This is a genomic window from Caballeronia sp. LjRoot31, assembly GCF_964253885.1.
GTDB lineage: Bacteria > Pseudomonadota > Gammaproteobacteria > Burkholderiales > Burkholderiaceae > Caballeronia.
The window spans coordinates 1,850,320-1,868,734 of record NZ_CAXURX020000002.1; the positions used below are offsets into that span (position 1 = coordinate 1,850,320).

The 18,415-nt window shown below is 58.1% G+C and carries 13 protein-coding genes; 7 read left to right on the forward strand and 6 right to left on the reverse strand.

The window, feature by feature from the left end:
- Positions 1 to 2,364: a peptidase M23 gene (locus tag ACSQ8V_RS26630; protein WP_436207684.1), complete on the reverse strand. Its 2,364-nt coding sequence runs from the start codon at positions 2,362 to 2,364 to the stop codon at positions 1 to 3.
- A 4-nt stretch (positions 2,365 to 2,368) separates the two neighbouring features.
- A complete protein-coding gene (locus ACSQ8V_RS26635) occupies positions 2,369 to 4,723 on the reverse strand; it encodes a type VI secretion system Vgr family protein (protein WP_436207685.1) in 2,355 nt (784 codons plus the stop codon).
- 354 nt (positions 4,724 to 5,077) lie between these two features.
- On the opposite strand from ACSQ8V_RS26635, the gene ACSQ8V_RS26640 reads away from it, so the two are divergent.
- The 7 genes from ACSQ8V_RS26640 (at position 5,078) to ACSQ8V_RS26670 (ending at position 14,165) form a co-directional block, all read left to right on the forward strand.
- Positions 5,078 to 6,154: an LLM class flavin-dependent oxidoreductase gene (locus ACSQ8V_RS26640; RefSeq protein WP_436184600.1), complete on the forward strand. Its 1,077-nt coding sequence runs from the start codon at positions 5,078 to 5,080 to the stop codon at positions 6,152 to 6,154.
- Between the two features lie 14 nt (positions 6,155 to 6,168).
- Positions 6,169 to 6,765: a cysteine dioxygenase gene (locus ACSQ8V_RS26645; RefSeq protein ID WP_436207686.1), complete on the forward strand. Its 597-nt coding sequence runs from the start codon at positions 6,169 to 6,171 to the stop codon at positions 6,763 to 6,765.
- Complete coding sequence (locus ACSQ8V_RS26650; RefSeq protein WP_436207687.1) at positions 6,762 to 8,351, forward strand: rhodanese homology domain-containing protein; 1,590 nt, start codon at positions 6,762 to 6,764, stop codon at positions 8,349 to 8,351. Before ACSQ8V_RS26645 ends, ACSQ8V_RS26650 begins: the two co-directional genes overlap by 4 nt.
- A 130-nt stretch (positions 8,352 to 8,481) precedes the next feature.
- Positions 8,482 to 9,417 (forward strand): ABC transporter substrate-binding protein, encoded by a 936-nt coding sequence (locus tag ACSQ8V_RS26655; protein WP_255631810.1) that lies wholly within the window; start codon positions 8,482 to 8,484, stop codon positions 9,415 to 9,417.
- 25 nt (positions 9,418 to 9,442) lie between these two features.
- Complete coding sequence (locus ACSQ8V_RS26660) at positions 9,443 to 10,660, forward strand: acyl-CoA dehydrogenase family protein (protein ID WP_436207688.1); 1,218 nt, start codon at positions 9,443 to 9,445, stop codon at positions 10,658 to 10,660.
- Positions 10,661 to 11,525: 865 nt separating this feature from the next.
- Positions 11,526 to 12,706 (forward strand): IS3 family transposase gene (locus ACSQ8V_RS26665; RefSeq protein WP_436204582.1). Its coding sequence is split into 2 segments (ribosomal slippage): positions 11,526 to 11,778 and positions 11,778 to 12,706, totalling 1,182 coding nucleotides; the frame shifts between segments, so codons are not numbered across the junction.
- Positions 12,707 to 13,046: 340 nt separating this feature from the next.
- A complete protein-coding gene (locus ACSQ8V_RS26670; protein ID WP_436207689.1) occupies positions 13,047 to 14,165 on the forward strand; it encodes an LLM class flavin-dependent oxidoreductase in 1,119 nt (372 codons plus the stop codon).
- 809 nt (positions 14,166 to 14,974) lie between these two features.
- Here the strand turns inward: ACSQ8V_RS26670 and ACSQ8V_RS26675 are convergent.
- The 4 genes from ACSQ8V_RS26675 to ACSQ8V_RS26690 all read right to left on the reverse strand — a co-directional run bounded on the left by ACSQ8V_RS26675 (position 14,975) and on the right by ACSQ8V_RS26690 (position 18,365).
- Positions 14,975 to 15,469, reverse strand: a complete 495-nt coding sequence (locus ACSQ8V_RS26675) for an Lrp/AsnC family transcriptional regulator (RefSeq protein WP_436207690.1) — start codon at positions 15,467 to 15,469, stop codon at positions 14,975 to 14,977.
- A 44-nt stretch (positions 15,470 to 15,513) separates the two neighbouring features.
- Positions 15,514 to 16,239, reverse strand: a complete 726-nt coding sequence (locus ACSQ8V_RS26680; protein ID WP_436207691.1) for a haloacid dehalogenase type II — start codon at positions 16,237 to 16,239, stop codon at positions 15,514 to 15,516.
- A 116-nt stretch (positions 16,240 to 16,355) separates the two neighbouring features.
- Positions 16,356 to 17,081, reverse strand: coding sequence for a haloacid dehalogenase type II (locus ACSQ8V_RS26685; protein WP_436207692.1), 726 nt, complete (start codon positions 17,079 to 17,081; stop codon positions 16,356 to 16,358).
- A gap of 297 nt (positions 17,082 to 17,378) precedes the next feature.
- Entirely contained in the window at positions 17,379 to 18,365 is a 987-nt protein-coding gene (locus ACSQ8V_RS26690) for an NrtA/SsuA/CpmA family ABC transporter substrate-binding protein (protein WP_436207693.1), read from the reverse strand.
- Positions 18,366 to 18,415: the final 50 nt, after the last annotated feature.

Sequence of the window (18,415 nt, forward strand, 5' to 3'; positions counted from 1 at the left end):
TCAGATCAGAATATCTTTGGCAGCCCGGGTGAACTCCAACCGTCGTGCATCATCCAGATAACCACCATTAATTGCGTACGTGACAGCTCGGACAATACGTTGCTCCTCTGCCCTGCCTTCAGTAGACAGTGCGATCCCAAGATCGCGATCGATTTCCCTAGCGACAGCTGGGCGCTTGCATCTCAAATAGAAACCCCCGCTATCCATACTATTTTTAGCAAGTGAGACTCGCTGAGGATCGCCAATCTGTGCTGGTTGCTTCTTCATTCCGTGTCGGTTGTGTGAAATGAACGACAAATCGGTCCACCACGACGATGAAAAACTAGACAGAGGCAGCCAGCCTCGAAAAACCCAATAATCGGCATAGTTACTTCGTCCGGTTAACTGTTTGAAACCGCGGCCGCGAAATTTCTGCGCATCCTCAGGATCACAGTTGCCGTTTTTCCATTCATAAGAGCCGGAGATTCGTGTGCCTTTACTATTAAATTTAACTGAGCGAAACCAAGCATCTTCCTCCGTCGAAATTTGACCATACCAATGCCCCAGATCAACTTCTTGAAGAAGTGAAGTAGGATTTTGGACTGTCCCATGAAAACCGGTCGAATCCAAGTTTCCGAGCATGCTTGTCTCCTGCATCGAGGCGAGCCATTCACTCTCCACTGCACCTTGACCCAAGAAATGCGCTTGCCTTACAGCCACAGTTAAACCGTACTTTCGCAACGCCAGATTCATGTGGGGAAGATAAACGGCCCGCATCTCCCCTGGGCTAGGACTTCGAGCACGGTGATAACGATTGTCAGGGTATATTTGTTCAAACTCATGCACACTCAACCACCCGCACTTCCTAAAATGCCGCACAAACGCCATCGGATGGAAAAACCACAATTTCTCGCCAGCCGGCAGTCCAGTCTTATCCCAGAACTGAAACGACTCCAGCAACTTGATGAACTTGTTGTATCCAGCCTCGTTGCCGTCGTAAAACTCGCCCGGCTCTTTCAGCTTCCGGAATCTCGCATCGTTGTGCGAGCCGTCCCATTCGCTGGGCGCTTCACATACAAACCCCCTTAACGCGTCACGAATCGGCTTATGCGTCTTGACGTAGCGAACCAGCTCGTCTTCCTTGTTGTATAGTGCCCGCTCCGCTTTTTCCTCAGCCGTTTCACGAGCCTTCGTATCGCTGAGAATCTTCTTCAGCGCATCGATGTCGCATAGTCCGTCGTCGCTATGCAATCCAGTGCCTTCGCTGATCTTCTTCCAGCCTTTGAAGAACGGAAAATCCGCATCCGAGAGCTTCAGAATCGAAGCCTGGCTGACATCGATGTAACCCTCTTGGCCTTTAGCGAACGCTACGCGCATCCATGTGCTTTGTGCGGTCGACGCAAGCGTGACCGGCGTGCTCAGAATCCGGCCAAAGCGCAACATCTCGTACCCGTCGCTCGGACAGTCGGGATACAAGGCCATCGCCCGCTTGTACAGGTTGTATTCGTAATCCGCCTCCCGCAGCGGCGCCTCGGTGAGCGCTTCCAGCCGCCCCTGACCCGCGCCGCGCGAGACCGTTGTGTACTTGCTGCCCTTGTGGAAATACGACTCCACGTACAGCGTGTCTTCGTTATTGCCTGTGTGCCGTGCATCGAACGCAATGCCGTGTAGTTGCCCCTTCGCATCTGAACCCGGTGGCATCGGATAAAACTGTTGCCCCGGTGGAATGACGTAGTAGCTGCTGCCCCAATAATCGGTTGTCGTCGGCGTTGACACCTGTTCACGACCCAACTGCGTATGCCCGAAATACGCCTCGAAATCCGGCTTGGTCATGAAGATCTCGACGTGCAGATGCGTGCGATCCTGGCATTTCCCAGTGAACCCCAACACGTCTTTTCGACGCACTTTCTTTCCTCCACCCGACTGGGCAGGAGGAACAATCGGAGACGCGGGGCCAGCGCCCGGTGAAGGCATGCGCAGGAAATCAGGCAGAAACTTTCCATCGGATCCAAGGCTCTGGTACCCGTTCAATTCCAGCAGGTGCATATAGAGCGAATAGAACGTCAGCGTGCGGCCTTCACCGGTCTCCGTCGTATGCTTGAGCAATACGAAACCGGCGTTGCTGTCCGAAGCGCCGCCGCCTCCGTCGTAAGCACGCTGGCATACTCGATACGCAATGACTTCGCCATCAGCAATCGCGTACACGCGCTCGTTGTACATTCTCGGCGCGAGATGCATTCCCGGATGCCAGCGCCGGTCAGCAGCAATTGGATACATTCCGCTCGTCGCCTCGTACGCATCGACTGTGTCCATCATCGGGTCGGTCGAACTCTCGTCATTGGATGTGCGGCCTGCATCGGGCAAGTAAGGTGGACTGATGATCATGGCTTTACGAAGTCAGGTTGTAGTAGGCGGTAGGCTTGAAATCACTCTTGGGGAGGTTCGGCAACGGAATATCGAAGCCCCCAGGTCCCTCGAACCTGAACGAAGCGGCCTTGATCGTGAAGCCGCCTGGACAAACGATCTCACCAGTACCATTCTCGAATTTGATGTAAGCACCGCCGCTGGTCATGACTGCCTTGCTGCGCGCCGCGATCAGCACATCCTCGTCAACACTGGCAATATGAACCTGCTTTGAGGCGAATAGATCCAGCCCATCGCTTTGCGCCTGGATCTCGACCTTGCCCTTGGCCGCAAAGAGCTTTATGCCGAGCTTGTGCGCGCACATGGAAATGAGCTCACCCGCGGCTAATGTGAAGCGCTTCACAGCGCTCACGTCAACGTGCTTACCCGCAGTGAGCATCACGCTATGGCCTGCTGCATGATGGATCGCACGCGGCGTTGTCAACGCAATGCCCGCTGGCGCGCTTGCAATGAGGCCGGCATCTTTTAGTTGGGTGAGCGCATCTTTAAGGCTTGCCTGAGCAGTTTTATCGGCGGGCGTGGCCCCCGCAACTGTACTGGCATCAACCAGGGCCGTCACGTTCGCCAGTGCCGACTGAAGCTGTGCAAGCGCAGCCTGCATCTCAAGATGCGGTGCACCAGGGCTGGTCAATCCGTCAGCGGACAGCAACACGCCTTTGGCGCCGCGCACAGTTGCCCAGCCCTGCGTCGTCGCTTCAAGTCCCTGCCCCCGCTCCTTCTTCTCGCTATCGACCAGAAACCCCAGGCTCACCGACGTATTCTGAAACACGGTCGCGACCTTGACGCCTTCATGTCCCTTGAAGTCTTCCAGGCGCACATCATTACGACGCAGCGGCGATCGCCATATCGAACGCGTATTCCATCCCTCGCGGCCGTAAACAATGTCGGTACGTTGAAAATCATGCACGGCGCCCATGATCACGGGGCGATCAATATCCCCACCAGTAAAATCCACCCTTACTTCGGTGCCTGGCAGAAGCGGATCATGCGAACCGCTGGTGAACGATGCCGAAGATCGCAAAAGCCGCAGCGGCGCGCTGCTAAACCCGGGCTTGGTCTCGCGCCAATCGAAGCCATACTTCACCGGGTAGCGACCATACTCATCCGGATGCGCATACTCGTCGGTGTAACGTGATTCGATCAATGCCTTCACTGGCCCTGGCATCCAGCGCCAGTGCTTTTGCGGATCGTATTCAGGCCGAAACGGCAGGTGCGACGGGATTGCTTCGAACTCGTTCACGAATGCCTTGCCGCGTGCGCCGCGACTCGTCACCGATGTAACCACCAACCCATACTTCGCATCCGGCAGTTCGCGGTTAGTCAGCCGCACAACCATCCCGGGCGTCAAGCCAACAACGTTGCTAGTACCGGCATAGGTTGTCTGGCGCGCAATCTGTTCCTCGCGCCGGAGGTTGGCAACGGCCTCTCCATCAGCCTGTGATCCATGATGCTCATTGCTGCGTCGAATCGTGCCAATAACCGAGCGGTCTTCAAAGGCAATGCTCGCTTCAGCCTTAAGCGGATCTTCCGGAATGCGGTAGTTGTGTTCCCGTAAGCTGATGGTTTCGGGAACCGTAGTGCGCAAAGTGCGCAGCGTATGGATCGACTCCTGTCCGGTGTTCGTCAGCCCTGCTTCACCCAGCACCGGCACTTCGAGCGCACGAACATATCCCTTGGCTGAATCGCCGAATACGATCGTTTCCCGGCGAGCGCCGTTTTGATCGTCCGATTGCTTGAAGTAGTAATAGACGCCGTATTTACGGCACAAACGCGAGATGAACGCCTCGATCGATTCCTCGTACATCAGGACCTGTTCGAAGACCGGCTCCTTACCTTCAAACTGCCATTCAATATCCCAATGGTTAAAAACTTTTTCGTCGATGATTGACGCGTTGATGATGTCCTTGAGACTTGCGTCCAGAAACACGCGTGAATCCGTAGTCTGGCGCAGGAGCGCGAAACGCGGTTTGATACAAATCCGATAAGTGGCTTCATCAGCGCTCGAGGAGACGTGTTCCCAACTGCTGACTACCCCGTGAAGCGTTCGCAGCCTCTCGACGTCTCGAGCTGACGACGACCAAGCAAAAGAACCTTCCGCATCGATATGGAAGATGGACCAGCGTCCGATGCTTTCGGCGCCGGAAATCGCCATGTTCGGCGAAGTAACAACAATATTGGCCCAGAAAGGCTCGTTGAAGCGTTCGACTAACTCGTATTCAATGATAGACAGCGAAAGCTTCGTACCGGGGATCTCTACGGCGTAGCGGTTGGTCGTGACATGGTTTGGATTTGCAACGGCGTTTCTGACGGTAGGCTGCATTGAATGCGGGGTCTCGGATTGTTGGTATCCAACCCGGCGGTAGCGCGTCAATCAGGCTATCGTTCGAATCGATCTCTCAGTCGGTGGAGAACCATACTTTCGATTGACCGCTCAAATCCACACGAAAACTCTTAAAGTTTCAATTTTTGAAACAATATTCGCATGATCGGCCGCCGCAGCGCCCAATTTTCCCCTCCAATTCGCCTGCCCCATCCGCCCCCGCCCCATATGTTTAGCTCGTTTTGATATTTAAGATCTGCGTCAGCCGATGTTAGCCTTTGAAGCTATCGGCAGCGTCCTGAAGCGTCTCTTCACGCACTGCCTTACAGTGTGAATCAACGAGGAGCGTCTTTCGTGAGCGTCGAATTCATCGGCATGATCCAGCAGCAAAAAGTGTCGGAGACGCATTTGGCGAGCGGTCCGGCAATCGATATCGACTACCTCCGCGACTTCGCCCAGGCGCACGAAAAGGCCGGCTTCGACCGCATTCTCGTGCCCTATCAGTCGACCAGCCCCGATGCCATGCTGACCGTCGGCTACGCCGCCGGCGTCACGCAGCGCATTCACTTCATGCTCGCGCATCGCCCGGGATTCGTCGCGCCAACTCTCGCCGCACGCCAGCTCGCCACGCTCGATCAGCTAAGCGGCGGCCGCCTCGCGGTCCACTTCATCTCGGGCGGCAGTGACGTCGAACAACGCCGCGACGGCGACTTTCTCTCACACGACGAACGCTACGCCCGCACCGATGAATATCTGCAGATCCTGCGGCGCGTGTGGACCGAATCCGAACCCTTCGATCACGAAGGCCGCTATTACCGCTTCGAAAAAGCGTTCTCAGAAGTGAAGCCCAAGCAAGCCCCGTATGTACCGATCTATTTCGGCGGCGCATCGGCACCGGCTATCGAAGTCGCGGGCAAGCACGCGGACGTCTACGCGCTGTGGGGCGAATCGAAGGAACAGGTGCGCGAACAGGTCACCCGCGTTCGCGCCGAAGCGGCAAAACATGGGCGCAACGTGCGCTTCTCCGTATCGTTCCGACCGATTCTTGCGGCAACGGAAAAGGCCGCGTGGGAACGTGCGGAACATATTCTTGCTGAAACGCGGCGGCTGCGTGCCGAGCAAGGCCTCGGTGAAGCAACGCCGCAGCAAAGCGAAGGCGCGCGCCGCCTGTTGGCCGCAGCGGGCGATGGCGTGCGCGCAGATGATCGCCTGTGGACCGGCGTGGCGAAGGAGATTGGCGGCCGATCGAATTCGACGGCACTCGTTGGCACGCCGGCACAAGTGGCGCAAACGCTGGCCGAATATCATGCGCTTGGCGTAACCACGTTCCTGATTCGCGGCTTCGATCCGCTGGAAGACACGCTCGATTACGGTCGCGAGTTGATCCCGGCCACGCGTGAACTGACCTCGCATATTGCACACGCGGCCTGAAGCTGTACTAAACGATGAGCCACGAAAAACTGCGCGGATTCATAAGCGAGATTGCGCAACTCGTCGATAAAAATTTACCCGAAGCGCACCTGCTCGAACAAGGTGCGGTTTCGCTGAGCAAACTGATAGCCGAAGACGACTGGCTGCCCGATGCCTACGCGCAACCGTCGCCTGATCGCTACCAGCAATTCCTGCTCTACGCCGATGCCCGTCAACGCTTCTCGGTCGTCAGCTTCGTGTGGGGACCGGGTCAGCAAACGCCCGTCCACGATCACACGGTATGGGGCCTCGTCGGCGTATTGCGCGGCGCGGAAGTTGCACGCTCGTATGCACGCAGCGACCACGGAGCGCTCGTCACATCGGGCGCAGACCAGTTACTCGAACGTGGCGCAGTGGCGGCGGTGTCGCCTTCCATCGGCGATATTCATCGCGTGAGCAATGCGTTCGACGACCGTGTGTCCATCAGCATTCATGTGTACGGTGCGAACATCGGCGGCATCTCGCGACACGTCTATCCTCCCGATGGTCCGCCGAAACCGTTCGTCTCCGGTTATACAAACGATACGCTTCCCAACCTCTGGAACCCCTCGAAGGAACGACTCGACTCATGAGCGCCATTCCCCAGCGCAGCTTCAACGACGTGCGCGACGCCCTGCTTTCAAAGCGCGAAATTGCATTCCTCGATGTCCGCGAAGAAGATCCGCACGCGCAACGTCATCCCTTGTTTGCAGCGAACCTGTCGCTGTCGAAGATCGAACTCGACGCCTTTACCAAGCTGCCACGCAAGAGCGTGCCGATCGTTCTGCTCGATGACGGCGAAGGTCTCGCGGAACGCGCTGCACGACGATTCGAAGAACTCGGCTATACCGATGTTGCGTTGTTCGAAGGCGGCCTGAAAGGCTGGGAACGCGCGGGCGGCGAAGTGTTCCGCGATGTCAACGTCCCCAGCAAGGCGTTCGGCGAATTCGTGGAAGCGAAGCAGCATACGCCGGCGTTATCGGCTGAAGCAGTCGATGCGCTGCTGAAAAGCGGCGAGGACGTGGTCGTGCTGGACGCGCGCCGCTACGACGAATATCAGACGATGAATATCCCCGGCAGCATCAGCGTGCCGGGCGCTGAACTCGTGTTGCGTGCCCGTGCGCTCGCGCCCGATCCCAAGACACGCGTGATCGTGAATTGCGCGGGGCGTACGCGCAGCATCATCGGCACGCAGTCGCTGGTGAATGCCGGCATTCCGAACCCGGTGGCCGCGTTGCGCAACGGCACGATCGGCTGGTTGCTCGCGGGCCAGTCGCTCGCCCATGGCAGCGCGCGGCAGTTCGCCACCGACGACGGCCGCACCGACGCCGCTTCGCGTGAATCAGCTCGCGCCGTGGCCGATCGCGCGGGCGTGACACGCACGACGCTAACGGACGCACAACGCTGGGCGGACGATGCGGAACGCACGACGTATCGTTTCGATGTCCGCACGCCGGCCGAATACGAACATGCGCATGCAGCAGGTTTTCAAGGCACGCCGGGCGGCCAGCTCGTGCAGGAAACGGAGATGTTCGCGCCGGTCCGAGGCGCTCGCGTGGTCCTCTTCGACGACGACGGCGTACGCGCCAACATGACGGCGTCATGGCTCGCGCAGATGAACATCGACGTGTATGTAATCGACGGCGCGACAAGCGCCGATCTGACCGAACAAGGCCCATGGCGCGCCGTGAAACCGCTGCCCGCCGCCACGCCCACGATCACCGCGAGCGACCTCGCCGCCTTGCTCGACGATCCCGCGAGCCAGACCATCGTGCTCGACTTCACGGCGAGCGCCAACCATGTGAAGGGACACATTCCCGGCGCATGGTGGACCGTGCGCTCGCGGCTTGCGCTCGACCTGCCTGCATTGCCGGATGGGAAGCAATACGTGGTCACGTGCGGATCGAGCGCGCTTGCCGCGTTCGCCGGACCTGAAGTGGCGGCGCTCACATCGAAGCCGGTGCTGTTGCTCGAAGGCGGTACCGCTGCCTGGACTGCGGCAGGCTTGCCGCTTGCGAAGGGCGAGACGCATCTGGCGTCGCCGCGTATCGACCGGTATCGGCGTCCATATGAAGGCACCGACGCTCCGCACGAAGCAATGAACGCGTACCTTGAGTGGGAGTACGGCCTTGTCGCGCAACTCGAACGTGACGGCACGCATGGCTTCTTCGTGATCTGAAACATCAGACATGACGCGGCTCGGCCCGATCCGCGTCATTCCAATTCCGGCGATTAGCAAAGCAGAACAATGCGTTTGTCTAATGCCGCGGCGAATCGTATCGTGAATGCTTTTTCCTGATGGACGATTCATGAAACGACGCAGCCTCCTGTTGATCGCCGCGCTGACTGCATTCACTGCGCTGCGTCCTCTTGCTTCGGTAGCCGAACCTGTTCTGAAGGTTGGCGACCAGCAATTGCAGACACGCGGCATTCTTGAGGCATCCGGTCAGTTGAAAGATGTGCCGTACAAGATCGAGTGGTTCAACTTTCCCGCCGCGCAACCGCTTGGTGAGGCCTTGAACGCGGGCGCAATCGATATAGGTGGGCTCGGCGATGCGCCGCTGATCTTCGCTTACGCCGCCGGTGCGCGTGTGCGTGCGGTAGCGGCAACCCGCTCACAACCGGTCGACCTCGCGATTCTCGTGCCGGCCGGGTCACCCATCAAGAACGCAGCCGATTTGAAAGGCAAACGCATTGCGACCACACGCGGTTCCATCGGCCATTTTCTGGCCATCGCGACGCTGGAACGTGCGGGCATCAAGCTCTCTGACGTGACCCTTGAGTTCATGCAACCCGCCGATGCCAAGTCAGCGCTGGAGTCGGGCAACGTCGATGCATGGTCTACATGGGACCCGTATGTCGCGCTCGGTGAATTGCGCGATAACAACCGCAGCGTGGCGAATGGTGTGGGACTTTCATCGGGGCTGAGCTTTCAGGCGGCTACCGACGAATCGATCAAGACCAAACGCGCGCAAATCGATGACTTCGTGCGTCGCGTAGCCGCTGGTCAACAATGGGCGTTATCGCATCCCGACGAGGTCGCGGCTATCCAGTCGCGCGTCACGCACCTGCCCGCCGATGTGCTGAAGGTCGTCTATCAGCGGGCGCAATTAAAGCCGATCGCGATCGACAGCAAGGTAATCGCCGAGCAGCAACGCACCGCCGACCTCTACGTTCGTGCAGGCGTGATCAAGACGACGCTGGACGTAACACCGAGTTTCGACGCCCAGTTCACGGCGCACTAAGAATATTTTATCAACGGACCTTCCGATGACCGTACGGCATCCACCCACAGCCTTGCAGGACCCGATCGCGCTTGACGCCCTCGCCGATCTCGACAGCGCCGCTGCCGATCAATGGCTCGCCGCGCTCACTCAGGATTTCGCTGCGAGCGCGGGCGCGCTGGATCGTGATGCGATCTTTCCCGACGACAACCTCGCGCGTTTGCGAAGCGCCGGCTTGCTTGCGCTGACGGTGCCGCAAGCGCTTGGCGGCCGTCAGGCGACGCTCCCGCAAGTGCTCAAGGTAGTGCGCGCGGTTGCACGGGGTGAGCCGTCGACGGCGTTGATCCTTGTGATGCAGTGTCTTTATCATCTGCGCTTGCAGGCCAATCTGAACTGGCCGCAAGCGCTGAAGGAACAGGTGGCGCGCGATGCGGTGGAACACGGCGCGCTCATCAACTCGCTGCGTGTGGAGCCCGAATTGGGCTCTCCCTCGCGCGGCGGTTTGCCCGGCACGATCGGTCGTCTGACCGATAGCGGCGACGCGTGGATTCTCAACGGCAGCAAGATTTATTCGACAGGCAGTCCGGGCCTGACATGGTTTGCTGTTTGGGGCCGCACGGACGAAAGTTCGCCGCGTGTGGGGACGTTCCTCGTACATCGTGATACACCGGGTATCCGTTTCGGTGAGCCGTGGAACCACCTCGGTATGCGTGCAACCGGCAGTCACGAAGTGATCTTCGAGAACGTGCGTGTTCCCGTGGCTCACGCAGTCGACCTGAATTCTCCCGAGATTGCCGCGAGCGGCATGGACCCGGTCACCACGTTGTGGATGAATGTGCTGCTTTCGTCGATCTACGATGCTGTCGCCCGGTCTGCGCGTGACTGGTTTGCTTCCTGGGCTGCGGATCGCAAGCCTGCCAACCTGGGTGCGCCGTTGTCGAGTCTGGGCAGTTTCCAGCAGACGCTTGGCCGTATCGATGCATTGCTGCTTAACAATCGCGTTCTGCTGGATGCGGGTTCGCACGGCGACATTCCGCTGCATGAAGCACCCGCTATCAAGTATCTCGTTACGCAGAACGCGATCACTGCTGTTGAACTCGCGGTCGAGGCAAGCGGCAATCCGGGGTTGAGCCGTAACAATGCGCTCGAACGTCATCATCGGGATGTGTTGTGTTCGCGGATTCATACGCCGCAGAATGATGCGTTGCTCGGCGCGCTTGGGCGGGTGGGGTTTAGCGCGCACGAAGCCGCGTTTTTGTCTTGAGGGTGGTGGGGGTTTATGGGTTGGGTGGGCGGGGTTGGTCGGTTGCTAGATTCCGGGTTAGCGGTTCTGGTTAATGCCGGGTTGCTGCTTTCAGCGTTAGTGGTCTGCGTGAGTCGGATTTTCTCTTTATCACTATTAGCCACTGTGCGTGGCGGCACGTCATTTCTTTGTCCAAAGCGACAAAGAAACGAAGCAAAGAAAGCGCTTTAACCGCTCTACCCTAAGTGTCCACAGCGTGCAGTTTCTATTCATAGGTGCCCCAAAAGCACGGTGCTCGCCAGAGCGGAGGATGTGTGAACCCCTCCTTCTCGCGAATCCTGACACGAACACGCTTCGCCCCGTACGCTCTCGGGCAAGCACGTGTGGCCAAGGAACCGGTACGGCCTCACGCGTTCTGCATGCTTCGTTTTTTGGTGGGTTGGCTGCTTGATCGGTTCGCTTATTTCGTAGGTCACAGCTTAATCCGCAGCAGCTCGACGTAACGCGTATTTACTGCCTCAGTCTTTGGTGAATTGACTACGCGGCCTACACCGGTATTTTCGTCGGTTACGGCCTTAAGCATTGTTGGGGCTTTACTACTTAGTAGGTTGGCGGCGTGGTTCGAGGTGCGTACAAATTGGTGGGGGTCGTCCGCGGATAGCGCGGGGTGCCCCTTGGGCAGGTTCAATCACTGGTGGCGAAGCGTGTGGGTATCGGTGTTCGGAGAAGGAGGGTTTCACACATCCTTCGCTCTGGCGAGCACCGTGCTTTTGGGGCACCTATGAATCAAAACTGCACGCTGTGGACACTTAGGGTAGTGAGCTTCCCCCGAAATTTAGCCTTCCACAGGTGACGTAAAATTGACGTTACTTTGGAAAGACTAGAAATGAAGAAGATACCGAAAAAGGCGTACACGGCAGAGTTCAAGGAACTTGCTGTCAAACGCGTGAGCGATGGACAGACGATCACGGAAGCGGCGAAGGAGCTCGGCTTGAGCAGCCAGAGTCTGCGCAACTGGATTAAGGCCGCTGTGGCGGGCAAGCTGACGGGGGCTGGCAGCAAGGTCGTCACGCCGGAAGCAATGGAGCTGTCCCACCTGCGCTCCGAGGTCGCTCGCTTGAAGCGGGAGAACGAGATCATAAAAAAAGCAGCGGCGTACTTCGCGCGGGATGTTCTGTGAAGTACGCCTGGATTGGCACGCATATCAAGGCGTTCGCGCTGCTTGAAATGTGCGTGGTGCTCGACGTTAGCATCAGTGGCTACAGAGCGTGGAAGCGCGGCGGCACGCCTGATCGCAAGCGGTTGACCGATGATCAAATGCTGGCCTTGATTGGCGCCATTCATGCCGAACTCAAGGGCGCTTACGGCAGTCCGCGCATGATGCGTGAATTGCGCCTGCGAGGCTTCAGCGCCGGCAAGCAGCGAGTCGAAAGGCTCATGCGTGAGAATGGCATCCACGCTCGTCACAAGCGGCGCTACAAGGTCACCACGGACTCAAAGCACGGCTTGCCGGTGGCTGAGAACCTGCTCGATCGCAACTTCACTCCGGCAGCGCCGAACCAGGTCTGGACATCGGACATCACGTACCTTTGGACCGACGAGGGCTGGCTGTATTTGGCTGTCGTTTTGGACCTGTTCAACCGCGAGGTAATTGGCTGGTCGCTCAAGCCGCGCATGACGGCAGACATTGCGACGGACGCGTTGGCGATGGCCTGGTTTCGCCGCCGGCCGGCCGCGGGCGTCATGCATCACTCGGATCGGGGCAGCCAATATGCCAGCCACGCGTTCCAAGACAAGCTCAAAGAATATGGCATGACCTGCTCGATGAGTCGCAAGGGCAACTGCTGGGACAACGCCCCCACTGAAAGCTGGTTTAACAGCTTTAAAAACGAGCGGTATCATGGCGTGCGTTACGCCACACACGCCGAAATGAAGGCGGCGAGCTTCGACTATATTGAAGTCTTTTATAACCGCAAACGGCAGCATTCAACGCTCGGCTACAGGTCACCAATCCAGTATCTCGACCGCTGGATCAGTGAACAAAATCAGGGCGAGCAAGCTGCATAAGTTCCACCTACTGGAAGACGAAATATCGAGGGAACCTCATAGAGCGGTTAAAGCGTTTTCTTTGCTTCGTTTCTTTGTCGCTTTGGACAAAGAAATGACGTGCCGCCACGCACAGTGGCTAATAGTGATAAAGAGAAAATCCGACTCTCGCAGACCACCACGGCCGAAAGCAGCAACCCGGCATCAACCCCGACCGCTAACCCCAGAACCGACCAACCCAGCATTGACCCCGACCACTAACCCCGAACCCCGAACCCCGAACCCCGCCCCAACCACTAACCCAAAAACCACCAAAACCCGTCCACCGGCGCGAGCAAAAAACCCAAGGAGTTATTTTACTATGAGCATTGAATTCATCGGCTACGTGAGCCATCAGGAATCAAGTGAAATCCACTTACCGCATGGACCCGCGGTCAATCCGCCGTACATCGCCGCAGTCGCGCAAGCGCACGAATATGGCGGTTTCGACCGCGTGCTAATCGCTCACTCAAGTGCGTCCCCAGACGGTTTCCAGATCGCGTCGTTCGTCGCGCAACAAACCAAGCGCTTGGGCATCCTGCTTGCGCATCGGCCGGGCTTTGTCGCGCCGACACTCGCCGCCCGTCAGCTCGCCACGCTCGATCACTTCAGCGCAGGCCGCACCGCCGTGCACATCATCTCCGGCGGCGACGATACCGAACAACAACGCGACGGCGACTTCCTCGAGCACGACGACCGCTACAAGCGCACCGATGAATATCTCGATGTCGTGAAGCGGTCATGGACCAGCGAAACGCCATTTGATCATGAGGGTGAATTCTATCGGGTGAAAGGTCACCGATCGCTGGTTCGTCCCCTGCAGAAACCGCATCTACCGGTGTATTTCGGCGGTTCGTCGGAAGCCGCAATCCAGGTCGCGGGCAAGCACGCCGATGTTTTCGCGCTGTGGGGCGAGTCGCTGGCCCAGGTCGCCGAAACCATTGCCCGGGTGCGCGCCGCCGCCAAGCCGTATGGCCGTGAAAACGCAATCCGCTTCAGCCTTTCGCTGCGCCCGATCATCGCTTCGACCGAAGATGCCGCATGGGCACGCGCGGAATCGATCCTCGCACGCGCGACAGAAGCAGTGAAAAGTAATCCTAACTTCACACGGCGACCGAGTGAACCCAAGAATGTCGGTTCGCAGCGCTTGCTTGCCGAAGCGGCGAAGGGAACCGTGGTGGACAAGCGTCTGTGGACCGGCATCGCCGCGCTGACAAAAGCGGCGGGCAACTCCACGTCGCTGGTCGGTACGCCCGAACAGGTGACGGAAGCGTTGATCGAGTATTACCGTCTCGGCATCTCGACGTTCCTGATCCGAGGTTTCGATCCGCTGGAAGACGCGCTGGGTTACGGCCGCGATCTGTTGCCGCTGGTACACGCGGCAGTGGCAAAGGAGGACAGCAAAGCGAGCAAGAAGGAACTCGAAGCAGTTCGGGCCTGAACCAAATCGGCTAACGTGAACGGCGGCGACATCGGGCAACGCCCATGAGTTTCTTTACTACCGTTGCGGCGCCGCCGACCCGTTGCAATTCCACTGTCGCGCGGTCGTGGACAATAAATGCCGCCGCAAGGTCGTCAACCGCCGTCGTCGCAAGACGTCTGGGCACAGCGAACGTTGTTCCTATGCCCTGAACGCTAACCCAAGAAGAAATCAAGTGATAAAGACGCGTGAGGCCACCTCGGTTCCTGGGCACATCGTGCTTGCCCGAGAGCACTGGTGGCGAAGCGTGTTCATGTTAGGAGATGAACGCTAACCCACCAAGAAATCGAGTGGTAAAGACGCGTGAGGCCGCCCCGGTTCCTGGGCACCTCGTGCTTGCCCGAGAGCACTGGTGGCGAAGCGTGTTCATGTCAGGATGAACGCTAACCGACCAAGAAATCAAGCGGTAAGGACGCGTGAGGCCGCCCCGGTTCCTAGGCACCTCGTGCTTGCCCGAGAGCGTACGGGGCGAAGCGTGTTCGTGTCAGGATTCGCGAGAAGGAGGGTTTCACACATCCGTGGCTCTGGCGAGCACCGTGCTTTTGGGGCACCTATGAATGAAAACTGCACGCTGTGGACACTTAGGGTAGCGTGGTTTAAAAGCGCTTTCTTTGCTTCGTTTCTTTGTCGCTTTGGACAAAGAAATGACGTGCCGCCACGCACAGTGGCTAATAGTGATAAAGAGAAAATCCGACTCTCGCAGACCGCTAAGGCCGAAAGCACCAACCCGGCATCAACCCGACCACTAACCCCAACAACCCAGCCCCACCTCACAGTTCGTCCGACAGCAGTCTGTCCAGCGGCGCGGCGTGCTTCACGAACGGCGACCTGATGACGATATAGCTAAAGTACTTCTCGATACCAATGTTGAGATCCAGCAGCCTTTCCACCACCTCCTGATAGTGGCCGATATCGCCGACGAGAAATTTCAACAGATAGTCATACCCTCCACTGACCAGATGACATTCGATGATCTCGTCGATCTCCCTAACGTTCGCCTCAAACCGTATGAAATCCTCGCGCCGATGGTCTTGCAGCATTACCTCGGTGAACACCGTCACCGTAGTCGTCAGCTTCGCAAGATTGAGACGCGCGCCGTATCCCGAGATGATCCCCGACGATTCGAGCCGTTTGACCCGCTGAAGACATGGACTCGGCGATAGCCCGACTGCGTTGGCCAGATTTGCATTCGTTATATTGCCGTTCTTCTGCAGTTCCGCCAGGATCTTGATGTCGATCCGATCCAGTTTCTGTCGAGTGGTCATGTCGTGCTCTCGCGTCCGGTGATTTCGCAGGCGGGTCTATCCGGTCACCCTCTGCTTAGCTCTTCGTGGTGCGCCTTCACCAGTTGCGCCATGCTCGTGAACTTGAACTCAACCGTCGGCTCATTGAGCGTGCGCATTGTGGCGCCAAAGCCCCGCTGCTCGAACCGACGATAGATCCAGCAAGATTTTATGCCAAGCTCAGCCGCCGGTTCGTGATCGTGAAATATGCTGTCGGCAATGTGCAGCGTCTCTTCCTTGCGCACGCCAAGGGAAGGGAGAATATCAAACATGTAGTCGAAGTTGCGATGAGACGGTTTATAAGAACCGACATCTTCCGCTGTGATGACCGCGTCGAAGTCTACTTGCAGCATCGAGCGGCTGTCGGCAAAACTTTCATTGTCAACGTTCGACAGGATGATCAGCTTGAAGTACTTCTTGAGATATTGAAGCGTACTCGCGGAGTCAGGGAACGCAGGCCACTGCCCCACTGACCGTCCGTATGCTACAGCCTCGTCCATCGTATAGTGAACGCCCCATTCCTCCGCGAGCCGCTTGAAGACGACGGCGAGCAGATCCCGATAAGGCATCTCCGGCGTGTAGCGCTGCTGGGAGGATTCGTGACGCGCATGCGCCTCAAGCACCTCGTCACGCGTCAACGGCTTCTCAAGGCGGTTGATCAGAGGCATGAGACTCGCCGTTATACCGCGTTCCCAGTCGATCAGCGTGCCGTAACAATCGAAGGTGAGCGCCTTGAAATCGGTAAGCCGCACGTGAACCTCCCAAGAAAATAAATCGCGTTGGACTGCGCGGCCCTTCATGCGGCCCCGGCCCGCCGCGCGACGTCCTGCGCGTTCGAATCAACGAGGCGGCGGACGCTATCAAGGCGTTACTTTTGCAGCAAGGCTTCCTGATGCGCTTTCACCAGGTCAGCCATATTGTTGAAACGGAAGTCCACCTTGGGCTGCTGGCCCGGATTCATTGTCGCACCGAAGCCTCCCTGATCGTGGCGGCGATAAATCCAGCACGACGCCAGGCCAAATTCGTTTGCGGGTTTGTGATCGTGAAACAGGCTCTCGGCGGTATGCAGGATTGTTTCTTTCCTTATCCCACGGTCACCAAGCTTGTCCAGCATGTAGTCGAAATTACGTGCTGACGGCTTGTACGAACCAACGTCTTCGGCCGTGATGATCGCGTCGAACTCGACCTGCAGTTTCGCATTGCTGTAGGTGAAGCTTTCGTTATCGATGTTCGAGAGCACAACGAGCTTGTAATGCTTCTTGAGGTATTGCAAGGCGCTTGCCGCATCTTCGAAAGCCGGCCAATTCTGCACCGACTTTCCATACGCTACGCAGTCGCCCAGCGTGAACGGCACCTGCCATTCTTCGGCCAGTCGTTTATAGACAATAGGCAGCAGTTCCTGATACCGCTTGGCAGGCGTGTATTTCTGCTGCGAGGATTCATGGCGTGCGTGAGCCTCAAGGACCTGATCGCGCGTCAGCGGCTGCTTGACGCGCTCAAGAAGGGGACGCAGGCCTTCGAAAATCCCGGTCTCCCAATCGATCAAGGTGCCATAGCAGTCAAAGGTCAACGTGTCGAAGTCGGTGAGTCTCATAACAGTTTGCCCTCAGTTGTTCACAGGATGAGCTCACAGTGTATTGACTCATGGCAGCAGCCGTAACTGATGTCGAGATCAGCATCAGCATGCGGTTTCGTCCGATGGCGCCCCGACAGCAGATTCTGCTGCCGGGGCGCCACCTCGCGGATTCCGGTCTCTGATCCTGCTCATCGCGCAGGGTATAGGCCCTGATTTCTGTCGGTCCGAGTCTTCCTGAACCCACCCTGCTTGAAGGACAAGATACCGCGTCGGAGGCGCTACAGCATGCCCCGCTCAATGCCGCACGACAACCCTTCAAACCTTCGCGAGATAGTCCGACACGTTGATCTTCTGCGGCAGGACGCTGCGCGCCGCCAGCCAGTCCGCTGCTTTCTGCAGCTCCTGCACGAAGGCTTTGTCGCCGACGCCGTGCATGTTGAACTTGCGCTTCATGCTGCTGAGCGTATCGCGGACTTCGTCGCTGTAATGACCCTGCTGCTGGGCGATCGTCTCGGCTTCGAGCGAGTTGTCCGATGCCCATTTCGCTTCCTGTCCGTATGCGGCATTGACCGCCTTCACCAGATCGGCGTTGTCCTCGGCGAACTTGCGCGTGGTCACATAGGAATTGAAATCGATCTGGAAATCCAGGTCCCGACCTTCGAGGAAAATGTTGTGGCCTTTGTAGTTCGCACGCGCAATGTCCACGCCGGGGCTCCACATCGACCATGCATCGATCTTGCCTTGCGAGAACGCGGGCGCCGCGTCGGGCGGATTCAGATAAACGATCTTCACCGCATCGCGTGGAACCTTGTGTTTTTCGAGTGCGGCCACAAGCAGGAATTCGCCGAGTCCTGAACGATTCACCGCTACCGTCTTGCCCACCAGATCTTCCACCCGGTTGATACCCGATCCGTCCTTCGCAATGATCGCCGTGCTGCGCGGATCAACGACGCAAAACTGCGTGAACACGAGTGGCGAACCCGCGATCATTGCCGCCAACGCGGGTGTCGTGCTGCCGCCGAAGCTGAAGTCCGCGCTGCCGCCGGTGACCGCTGCGAGCGATGGCGCGTGATTGGGGAAGGGTCCGATCCACTCCACCTTGATACCGTCTTTCGCGAGGGTTTTTTCGAATTCGCCGCGGACCTTTGCGAGCATCGGCAAGCCGCCGAGTCCCCAGCCAAGGCGAACCGTGTCGGTTTTCCGGCTGCCGCAAGCGGCGAGGCCGGTGGCCAACGCCGATGCAGCCACGGTGGTTTGGAGGAAGCGGCGGCGCGACCAGATAGAAGAACTTGGATTTGACATGGCGGGATGGAATCGAACAGATGAACGGAATCGCGCCCGCCGTTGAAGGC

Bases quoted from the DNA above. Each gene is read 5' to 3' on its own strand.
- ACSQ8V_RS26630 (WP_436207684.1), bottom strand. From the start codon at position 2,364: ATGATCATCAGTCCACCTTACTTGCCCGATGCAGGCCGCACATCCAAT.
- ACSQ8V_RS26635 (WP_436207685.1), bottom strand. From the start codon at position 4,723: ATGCAGCCTACCGTCAGAAACGCCGTTGCAAATCCAAACCATGTCACG.
- ACSQ8V_RS26645 (WP_436207686.1), top strand. From the start codon at position 6,169: ATGAGCCACGAAAAACTGCGCGGATTCATAAGCGAGATTGCGCAACTC.
- ACSQ8V_RS26650 (WP_436207687.1), top strand. From the start codon at position 6,762: ATGAGCGCCATTCCCCAGCGCAGCTTCAACGACGTGCGCGACGCCCTG.
- ACSQ8V_RS26655 (WP_255631810.1), top strand. From the start codon at position 8,482: ATGAAACGACGCAGCCTCCTGTTGATCGCCGCGCTGACTGCATTCACT.
- ACSQ8V_RS26660 (WP_436207688.1), top strand. From the start codon at position 9,443: ATGACCGTACGGCATCCACCCACAGCCTTGCAGGACCCGATCGCGCTT.
- ACSQ8V_RS26670 (WP_436207689.1), top strand. From the start codon at position 13,047: ATGAGCATTGAATTCATCGGCTACGTGAGCCATCAGGAATCAAGTGAA.
- ACSQ8V_RS26675 (WP_436207690.1), bottom strand. From the start codon at position 15,469: ATGACCACTCGACAGAAACTGGATCGGATCGACATCAAGATCCTGGCG.
- ACSQ8V_RS26685 (WP_436207692.1), bottom strand. From the start codon at position 17,081: ATGAGACTCACCGACTTCGACACGTTGACCTTTGACTGCTATGGCACC.
- ACSQ8V_RS26690 (WP_436207693.1), bottom strand. From the start codon at position 18,365: ATGTCAAATCCAAGTTCTTCTATCTGGTCGCGCCGCCGCTTCCTCCAA.